The organism is Lentzea rhizosphaerae (assembly GCF_042649515.1).
Lineage (GTDB): Bacteria > Actinomycetota > Actinomycetes > Mycobacteriales > Pseudonocardiaceae > Lentzea > Lentzea aerocolonigenes.
This window is the reverse complement of sequence record NZ_JBHRZI010000022.1, coordinates 155,399-163,907: the sequence shown is the minus strand read 5'-3', so window position 1 is coordinate 163,907 and position 8,509 is coordinate 155,399. Positions and strand designations below refer to the sequence as shown.

The window sequence follows — 8,509 nt, the reverse complement described above, 5'->3', positions numbered from 1 at the left end:
ACGCAGGCAAGCGGTAATGACGGAAGCCGACCAACAAACGGGACCACGCACGCTTGCGATGGGGCTTGACTTTGGGTGCGAGGTGCTATGCTGGTTGGATCGGCCGGGCTCCTTATGCCCGGCTTTTTAAGGCCGATGAGCGCCTCGCAAGGGCCCCGAAGTCAAGCCCCAATCGCAATCGTCGCGAAGCGGCGATGACGCAACCAAAGCTCGTCATACGACCCAAAGCGACCACCAACACAAGGCGACACAACCAGCAAAAGGCGACCACCCCGCTGGAACCCGCGCCGAACTACCCCAAACCGACCCGCACACGCCCCAACGCAAGCCAACCCCGCACACGCCCCAACGCAAGCCAACCCCGCGCACACCGAAACAGGCGGGCCACCGTGTCGACACCCCGCCCGGTCACGTCACGCGCTACAGCTGGTCGACCCGCTCAGCAGCCCGCTCCTCCAGCAGCTGCAACAACGCGTACGTGGTCTGCCGCTGCTCCTCCACCAGCTTCGTCAGCCACGATCCGAAGTAGAGGAACCCGCCGACCCCGATCAGCCCGACCCCGAGGATCCCGCCAGAGACCACGTACGGGATCTGCTCCCACACGTACCCGGTGTGCGCGACGCCCCACCAGGCGAAGAGGATCGCGGCGATTCCCGCCGTCATCAGCATCGTGCCGACGAGTCCTAGGCCGCTGCGCATTCGTGCGCGGCGCCGGTCCTGGATGGTCATGGGTTCACCCGCAGGTCGGGGACACCGGTCGGGTGTCCGGAGGGGCAGGGAGCGCCGCCCAGCAGGAACGTGCCGAACGACTTCATGCCGAACGCCGAGGCTGCTGCTACGCCCAGTCCGGCCAGGACCAGGAGGGCCGGCACGCCTGGGAAGTCGAGCAGCGAGCGGGGTTTCGCGCGGGCCGAGGCCACCGGGGTGACGGACTTGGGTGGCGCTACGGCGAGTGGTGGAGAGCCTGCCGACACCGGTGGTGCTCCTGCTGCGGGCGGTGGTACCAGAGGTGCTTGCGGTACCTGGGTGTCGGGTGGGGTCAGCGGGGCGGCGGTGGAGGCGTTGGCCACGGCTTCCGTGTCGCCGACGATCACGACCATCTTGCGCAACGGATTCAGCAGCGGCACGAGTTCCTTGGGCAGCAGTGGTGCCACCACGCCGTCGAGGATGCCGCCGAGGCCCAGTTTGGTGCGCAACGCCAGGACGTCGACGGTCAGGGTCAGGCCGCGGCTCGACGAGGTCGCGGCCGTTCCCTCCAGCTTCGTCGCGGAGGTGGGCCAGGTGAGCGTGATTCCCAGTGGTTCCAACACTTTCAGCAACCCGTCGGGCGGGGCGGCCGGGGACTTCACCGGGAACTTCTGGCCCAGCACGGTGAACTCCGCGACGGAGAACGTGCTCGTGCCACTGCCCTTGCTGCCGTCGCTCACGGCCACGGACTCGAACTTGACGCCCGACAGCACGACCACGCCTGCCAGCAACGAGATCGTCTGCGCGGACGTCACGGCGGACGAGCGCGCCTCGGTGCCGGACACCGAACTGACGCTGGTCGACGACAGACCGTCGGTCGTGAGCAGGAACGGGACTTCCTGCTTGGCTCCGGCGTAGGACTCGGCCTTCGAGGCGCCCGCGGCGGCCTTCATGCCCGGTTGCGACGCGTCGGCGGGGCCGCCGGGGTGCGAGGCGTTGGCCTGCACCGGGTAGGCGAAGCCCAGCAGCTGAGGCAACCCGGTGCCCACGGCCGCGCCCGGCCAGAGCGAGCTCGCCAGCGACCGGCCGATCGGGCCGGAGCCCAGTTCGGTCTGCGTGTACGAGAGGTGCGCCTCGCCCTGGGGTTCCGCGGGCACCGGGAGAAGATCGGTGTGCAGCAGCACGGACACGGGCGCCGCGTGGGCGGACAGCGTGAAGCCGCCGATGTCCGCGGCCCTGGCCGGTGCCGGGGACAGCAGAAGCAGCAGCAGTACCAGTGCGTACCTCACGATGTCCCTCCGAAGTAGACGGTGGCGAGGTCGGAATCCTCAGAGATCTCACCGTGCTTCATCACCACGACCTGGTCGGCCACGGCGGAGGCGGTCTCGGCGAACTGCTCGACGATCAGCATCGTCACGCCGGACGACGCCAGCTCCGCCACGACCTCGTACAGCTCGGCGACGATCACCGGCGCGAGGCCCATCGACAGCTCGTCGATAACCAGCACGGCCGGGTCGGTGATCAGCGCGCGGGAGAACGCGAGCATCTGCTGCTCTCCGCCCGACATCGAGCCCGCGAGCTGGCGGTGACGTGCCTTCAGCTTCGGGAACCGCTCGTAGACCACCGCCGGATCACCGCGCATCAACCGCAGGTTCTCCGCGACGGTGAGGTTCGGGAAGATCGCCCGCCCCTCCGGAACCGTGCACAGGCCGGCGCGGGCCAGCTCGTCGGGCGCGGCGTCGTTGACGTGCACGCCACCGAGGTGCACGTGGCCGGAGGTGGCCCGCGACTGTCCACTGAGGACCTTCACCAAGGTCGACTTGCCCGCGCCGTTCGGGCCCAGCAACGCCGTGACGGTGCCGCGCGGCACGGAAAGCGAAACCCCGCGCAGCACCTCGATGCGGCCGTAGCCGGCGTGGAGGTCCATCAGGTCGATCATCCGAGATACGCCTCCCGGACTCCCTCGTGCTCACGGATCTCGGCAGGCGTGCCGGAGGTCAGCAGGCGGCCCAGGTTCAGCACGTGCACGCGATCGCAGTAGCCCATCACGAGATCCATGTCGTGCTCGACCAGCACGACCGAACGCCCCTCAGCGCTGAGCTCCTGCAACAGCTCGCCGAACGCGTCGGTCTCCGCGCGGTCGAGCCCCGACGACGGCTCGTCGAGCAGCAGCAGCCGCGGCTCCGTGGCCAGCGCACGAGCGAGTTCGAGCAGCCGCGCGGCGCCCGTCGGCACGGTGTCGGCCTGGTTGTCGGAGAACTCCGCGATCCCGACCCGTTCCAGCAGCTTCGAGGCCAGCCGCGGCGACCTGCGGCGGCTTTCCAGCGCCACCACGACGTTCTCCCACACCGTCAGCGACCCGAACACCTCCAGCCGCTGGAACGTCCGCGCCACCCCCAGCCTCGAGCGCTGGTGCGGCCCCTTGGCGGTGATGTCCGAGTCGTCGAGCAGCACCCGGCCCGCCGACGGCCTGCGCAACCCGCTGATCACGTCGAACAGCGTCGTCTTGCCCGCACCGTTGGGACCGATCAGCCCGGTGACGCCCGGTGAGACCACGAGGGACACGTCGTTCACTGCGGTCACCTCGCCGAAGCGGACCGTCACGCCCTCCACCCGCAACGTGCTCATGCGCGCCGCCAGGACCAGGCCCGGAAGAACCAGCTGACCAGGCCGTTGGGATCACGGGCGAGCCCGGCCGCCGCGACACCGAGCAGCACGACCGCCGCGCCCGCGAACGCCGGGAAACCGCTCTGCAGCACGGGAAGCAGCATCAGCAGCAGCCCGCCGAGCGCCGCGCCGGACACCGACGTGACGCCGGCGATCACCGCGAACAGCAGCAACGGCAGGTTGTTGAACAGCTGGAAGTCGCTGGCCGCAACGGTTTCCCGCAGCTGCGCGAACAACCCGCCCGCGAGCCCCGCGATCGCCGCCGACAACGCGAACACGCCGACCCGGATCCAGCGCACGTTCATGCCGAGCGTCGCGCAGGCAGCCGAACTGTCCTTGACCGCGATCATCTTGCGCCCGAGCCGCCCGCGCCTGACGGCGAGCACTCCCATGCCGACCAGCGCGAACACCCCCGCGGCCAGCAGCAGCTGGGCCGTCGCGGACTCGACCAGCTTCGGCACCTGAAGGCTGCCCCGCACCCCGAACGCGATCGGCGACTGGAGCACCAGCTTGTCCATGAGCTGCGCGAACCCGAGCGTCGCCAGCGCCAGGTACAGCCCGCTCACCCGCAACGCCGTCAACGCGATCAACGCCCCGATGGCGGCCGCGACCGCCGCCCCGGCCAGCAACGTGAGCGGCGAGGTGGACCCGAGCCGCGCCACCGTCACCGCGCCCACGCCGACGAACGTGAACTGCCCGAGCGACACCACCCCGCCGTACCCGGTGAGCAGCACCATCGACAGCAGCACGATCCCGAACACCAGCGCGAGCGCGAGCTGACCGGCCACCACCGAGTCCACCAGCAACGCCAGCGCCACGACCACACCCAGGAACAACCCCGCGCCGACCCCGGCGGTGAGCCCTGTCGGCACCGCCACCCCGCGCGACCCGCGCACGCCACCGATCCGCAACGGCGACTGCGGCATCGCGAGCAGCACCACGAACAGCAGCAGCGCCGGAATCGCCGCCCGGAACGAGATCCAGAACGGCGACGACGGCAGGTACGCCACCGCGTAGGACTGCACCAGTCCCAGACCGAGCGCACCCACGAACGTCAACGGCAGACTCCGCAACCGCCCGACCAGCGCCGCGGTGTAGGCGGTGATCACGAGCAACGTCATCGTCACGTAGTCGAGCTGCACGACCGGAGTCAGCAGAATCCCGCCCAACGCGGCCAACGCCGACCCGATGGCCCAGCTCAACGCCGACAACCGGTGCGGCCGCGTCCCGTACAGCGAGGCCAGCTCCGGCGCGTCCACGCAGGCCCGCATCGCAAGGCCGGTCCGCGTCCGGTTCAACAGCACGTACAGCCCACCGGCGACGAGCACCGCGCACGCCAGCGTCACCAGGTCGTGCCCGCTGACGAACGACTGCCCGATGTGCACGCCGAGCTGGTCGAGGAACGGCCGCACCGGCCGGGCCTGCGGCGGCCAGATCACCTGGGCGGCACCGATCAACCCGACCAGCACCCCCACACCCGCGACGAGCGTGATGCCGACCGGCGCCCCCGCGAGCCTGCGCATCACGAACCGCTCGATCACCAGCCCGAACAACGGCGCGCAGCCGCCGACCACGATCAGCAGCGCGAGCCACTGCGGCAGGCCGCGGTTCTCGGCGAGCTCCCAGTAGAGGAAGGCCATGACCATGCCGATCGCGCCGTGGCCGACGTTGAACACCTTGGAGGTGCTGTAGGTGAGGACGAGCCCACCGGCGACGACGGCGTACGCGCCGCCCGTGACGAGGCCGAAGATGGTGTAGGCGAGCAGCGCGGTCATCCGCCCACCCCCGTGTCGATCAACGCCCCGCACGAGTACCCGGACGCCGGCGCCAGCCGCGACCACGCCCCGCCCTTCAACCGCACCAGCGACATGCACGCCGACGTCCGCTTCCCCCCGACGTCCTGCGGCGCGACCATCCCCTCCGCCGTGAAGTCGTGCACCCCGCGGACCTGGTCCAGCATCGCCTTGCGCGTCAGCTGCGGGCCGATCTTCGCGGCGAGCTGTACGAACAACCGCGCCGCCGCCCACGCGAACATTCCGAAGTAGGAGGGCGACGCGCCCGGCGCCACCCGCCCCAGCCACTGCTTGTAGAGCGCGACCTGCGGGTTGTTCTCCTCGAACAAGCCACCGTTCGTGTAGACGACGGTGCCGTCGACCGCCGCGCCGCCCTGCCGCACGTACTGCGCGTCGTACGCCGACGGGTCCGTGATGAACGCTTCCGGCGTGTACCCCTGCTGCCGCATCGCCTGCTGCAACCGGACCGCGTATTGTGCAGATCCCATCCAGTACACGATCTTCGCGCCCGTCTCCTTGAGCTTCGCGACGTACGGCGCGTAGTTGACGTCGGCGATGTCGATCGCCTGGGTGTATACGAACTTCAATCCGCGTTGCTCGGCGGCTTTTTGCATACTGCGTGCGTTCTGCGAGCTCGCGTCGACGTTCAGGTACAGGAACGACGCGGCGCCGGCCGCGCCCGGGAAGCTCGACTTGATCAGGTCGGGATACGCGGACGACACCAGGTTCACCACGTTGGACGCGACGCCGAAGCTCACCGGCGTGCGCTGCCGCTGGGTGGTCACCGTCGAGGCGCGCAGGTCCGGGATGCCGCACGCGGCGGCGGCCGGGCCACCGCCCTGGTCGAAGCCGGACATCGAGCCGACCATCGCGAACGCCTGTTCACACGCCTGCGAGGTGGCCTGCTGGTCGCCGCCGCTGTCGGTGCGCGAGTCGAACGAGACGAGCTTCAGCTTGCGGCCGCAGATCGCGCCCTGGGTGGCGTTGAAGTACTCGACGAACGCCTTCGTGCCCTGCTGCGCCGCCTGGAAGAGGCCGGGCACCGGGCCGCTGATGTCGGAGATGTTGGCGATCGTGATCTCGCCCGCGGTGACGCCCTTGTCCGTGGCGCCACCGGTGCCCTGGCACCCGCCCGCGATGCTGCCGGGCGGGTTCGGCTGCTGGTTCGGCTGCTGCGGGTTGTTCGCGCCCGGCTGGCCCGCGGTGCCGTCGGGCACCGTGCCTTCCTCGCCCGGCGCCGTGCCCTCCTGAGTGCCCGCCGTCCCGCCTCCGGGCACGACGAGGGCTGCGCGTTGCTCGTCGGTGAGCCTGCTTCCACAGCCCGCGATCAACGCGCAGACCATCAACACGATCAGTGCGGTCTGGCGGCGCATGCGGACGAACGCTAGGCCACTGCATCAATTCAGCCCGGGCCGCCCACCTGCGGTTTCACCCATCCGGCCCACACGATTTCTAGAACACGTTCTATCTGCAAAGAATCGCGTGAAATACCGTCACCGAGCCGGTGTTTCCTCGTTAGACCACCTTGGTCCAAGGAACACGTTCTACCAGGAAGGCGGCAGCAGCTCCGGCCGGCGCGGCCTGATCACGTCGCCAGAGGACTCACCGCGCAGGCGACGCATCACCCACGGCACGACGTGCTCGCGCGCCCACCTGAGGTCCTCCGCCCGGCGAACCTTCCGGTCGACGAGCGGGGCGACACCGAGGACCGTGCGCTCCAGCGAGTGGGCCACGCCCAGGCCGTCGAGAACCGAGATGGCGACCTCGGTGTGCCCGAGGGAGTTGAGGTGCAGGCGGTCGGGCGACCACATGCGGCGGTCGCGGAGCTGACGCATCGCCCACATGTCCACCAGAACGCACGAGTGTTCCGCGGCGATGGACCGCACGTGCTCGTTGTAGATGGCCACGCGTCCGCGCATCTTGCGGAACACGGGGTCGTCCGCGCCGTCGACACCGGTGAAGAGGATCACCCGCGCGCCCGCGGTGACCAGACGCGCCACCGCCGCGCGGTACCGGCGCATCAACGCGTCGATGTCGACCTTCGGCCGCATGAGGTCGTTCCCGCCCGCGTAGAGGGAGACGAGATCGGGCTTCATCGCGAGAGCGCGGTCCAACTGCTCGCCGAGCACCTGCGGCAGCAACCGGCCGCGCACCGCCAGGTTGGCGTAGGTGAACTCCGCGTCGGCCGCACCCAGCACGTCCGCGACGCGGTCGGCCCACCCGCGCACGCCGTTCGGACGGCCGGCGTCGTCGTCACCCACTCCTTCGGTGAACGAGTCCCCCAACGCCACAAAACGCTTGCTCATGCTCACGACCTTAGGTCGTGCTTTCGAGCCGGGGTTGCGCGGGGTTCGATAACGGTTCGATAACGCCGGGGTCTCGAACTGAGGCGCACACCCATTCCTGGCCGTACTCCAGTTCGTGCGACTCCCCATGGACTTGGCGATGCCGACGCGACTGCTGGTCGCGCTGGCCGGCTGTGCGCTGGCCGTGCTGCTCAACACCGGGAGCGCGATCGGTCAGCCCTCCACGACGCCTTCCACACCCATCTCCACCCCGCCGCCCGGCAGTGGCGGGACGGGAGACGAGGTCGTGCAGACGCAGTGGGGACCGCTCGGACCTGCTGACCGGGACTTCATGAACCGGGTCAAGCAGGCCGGGTTGTGGGAGAAGCCCGCAGGCGAGAAGGGCAAGGCCAAGCGGGCGGACCAGCCCAAGATCCAGGAAGCCTGCAAGCACCTCATCGAGGGGCACACGCTGCTGGACAACGTCGTGAACCGGGCGGGCGTCCTGCTCGGCCACACGTTGCCCACGGAGGCCTCCGAAGAGCAGAAGGGCTGGCTCGCCGAGATGGACGCGGCGAACGGCGAGGACTTCGACGTCGTTTTCGCCAACCGGCTGCGCGCGGCGCACGGCAAGGTCTACGCCTACGCCGCGCAGGTCCGGGCGGGAACCAAGAACGAGCTCGTCCGCATCCTCTCCACGCAGGCGATGATCACCGTCTTCGACCACATGAAGGTGCTGGAAGACACCGGCCGCGTGGACTTCGCGGGGCTGGAGTCCCCGCAGCCGCTCGCACCGCCCACGGCTGCCGCCGGGGAACCGGAACCGACCGGGGACAACGCGGAAGCGGAAGCTTCGACGAACCCGACCGACGGCGTGGTCCCGACCGTGCCGGAGGGCACCAAGTTCACCCGCACCGCCGAGCAAGGCGTGTTCGGTGAGAACAACGGTGTCTTCTTCGGCGCGATCGCGGTGCTCGCCCTCGCACTGGTCGGAATGAGAATGATCTCCCGAACGAAGAAGAAATCACGGCGGGGTTCTCGCTCGTACTAAAAACCGCACACCGAAGTTCAACCCGA

General features: G+C 69.5%; 8 protein-coding genes. 1 reads left to right on the top strand and 7 read right to left on the bottom strand.

What is annotated here, in order from left to right:
* Nucleotides 1-420: 420 nt before the first annotated feature.
* From ACFOWZ_RS27180 to ACFOWZ_RS27150, 7 genes are all read right to left on the bottom strand, one after another.
* Nucleotides 421-729 carry a hypothetical protein gene (locus ACFOWZ_RS27180; protein WP_382376725.1) on the bottom strand — a complete coding sequence of 103 codons (309 nt, stop codon included), beginning with the start codon at nt 727-729 and terminating at the stop codon, nt 421-423.
* On the bottom strand, nt 726-1,976 hold the full coding sequence (locus tag ACFOWZ_RS27175; protein WP_382376724.1) for a choice-of-anchor P family protein: 1,251 nt from the start codon (nt 1,974-1,976) through the stop codon (nt 726-728). The genes ACFOWZ_RS27180 and ACFOWZ_RS27175 overlap by 4 nt, the downstream gene beginning before the upstream one ends.
* Nucleotides 1,973-2,626, bottom strand: a complete 654-nt coding sequence (locus ACFOWZ_RS27170; RefSeq protein WP_382376723.1) for an ABC transporter ATP-binding protein — start codon at nt 2,624-2,626, stop codon at nt 1,973-1,975. Before ACFOWZ_RS27170 ends, ACFOWZ_RS27175 begins: the two co-directional genes overlap by 4 nt.
* A complete protein-coding gene (locus ACFOWZ_RS27165; protein ID WP_382376722.1) occupies nt 2,623-3,315 on the bottom strand; it encodes an ABC transporter ATP-binding protein in 693 nt (230 codons plus the stop codon). Before ACFOWZ_RS27165 ends, ACFOWZ_RS27170 begins: the two co-directional genes overlap by 4 nt.
* Nucleotides 3,312-5,129: a branched-chain amino acid ABC transporter permease gene (locus ACFOWZ_RS27160; protein ID WP_030468828.1), complete on the bottom strand. Its 1,818-nt coding sequence runs from the start codon at nt 5,127-5,129 to the stop codon at nt 3,312-3,314. The genes ACFOWZ_RS27165 and ACFOWZ_RS27160 overlap by 4 nt, the downstream gene beginning before the upstream one ends.
* Entirely contained in the window at nt 5,126-6,520 is a 1,395-nt protein-coding gene (locus ACFOWZ_RS27155) for an ABC transporter substrate-binding protein (protein ID WP_382376721.1), read from the bottom strand. Before ACFOWZ_RS27155 ends, ACFOWZ_RS27160 begins: the two co-directional genes overlap by 4 nt.
* A 171-nt stretch (nt 6,521-6,691) precedes the next feature.
* On the bottom strand, nt 6,692-7,453 hold the full coding sequence (locus ACFOWZ_RS27150) for an SGNH/GDSL hydrolase family protein (RefSeq protein ID WP_382376720.1): 762 nt from the start codon (nt 7,451-7,453) through the stop codon (nt 6,692-6,694).
* 139 nt (nt 7,454-7,592) lie between these two features.
* On the opposite strand from ACFOWZ_RS27150, the gene ACFOWZ_RS27145 reads away from it, so the two are divergent.
* Entirely contained in the window at nt 7,593-8,483 is an 891-nt protein-coding gene (locus ACFOWZ_RS27145) for a DUF4142 domain-containing protein (RefSeq protein ID WP_382376719.1), read from the top strand.
* Nucleotides 8,484-8,509: the final 26 nt, after the last annotated feature.

Coding starts and splice junctions, on each gene's coding strand:
- ACFOWZ_RS27180 (WP_382376725.1), bottom strand. CDS start 729: ATGACCATCCAGGACCGGCGCCGCGCACGAATGCGCAGCGGCCTAGGA.
- ACFOWZ_RS27170 (WP_382376723.1), bottom strand. CDS start 2,626: ATGATCGACCTGATGGACCTCCACGCCGGCTACGGCCGCATCGAGGTG.
- ACFOWZ_RS27165 (WP_382376722.1), bottom strand. CDS start 3,315: ATGAGCACGTTGCGGGTGGAGGGCGTGACGGTCCGCTTCGGCGAGGTG.
- ACFOWZ_RS27160 (WP_030468828.1), bottom strand. CDS start 5,129: ATGACCGCGCTGCTCGCCTACACCATCTTCGGCCTCGTCACGGGCGGC.
- ACFOWZ_RS27155 (WP_382376721.1), bottom strand. CDS start 6,520: ATGCGCCGCCAGACCGCACTGATCGTGTTGATGGTCTGCGCGTTGATC.
- ACFOWZ_RS27150 (WP_382376720.1), bottom strand. CDS start 7,453: ATGAGCAAGCGTTTTGTGGCGTTGGGGGACTCGTTCACCGAAGGAGTG.
- ACFOWZ_RS27145 (WP_382376719.1), top strand. CDS start 7,593: ATGCCGACGCGACTGCTGGTCGCGCTGGCCGGCTGTGCGCTGGCCGTG.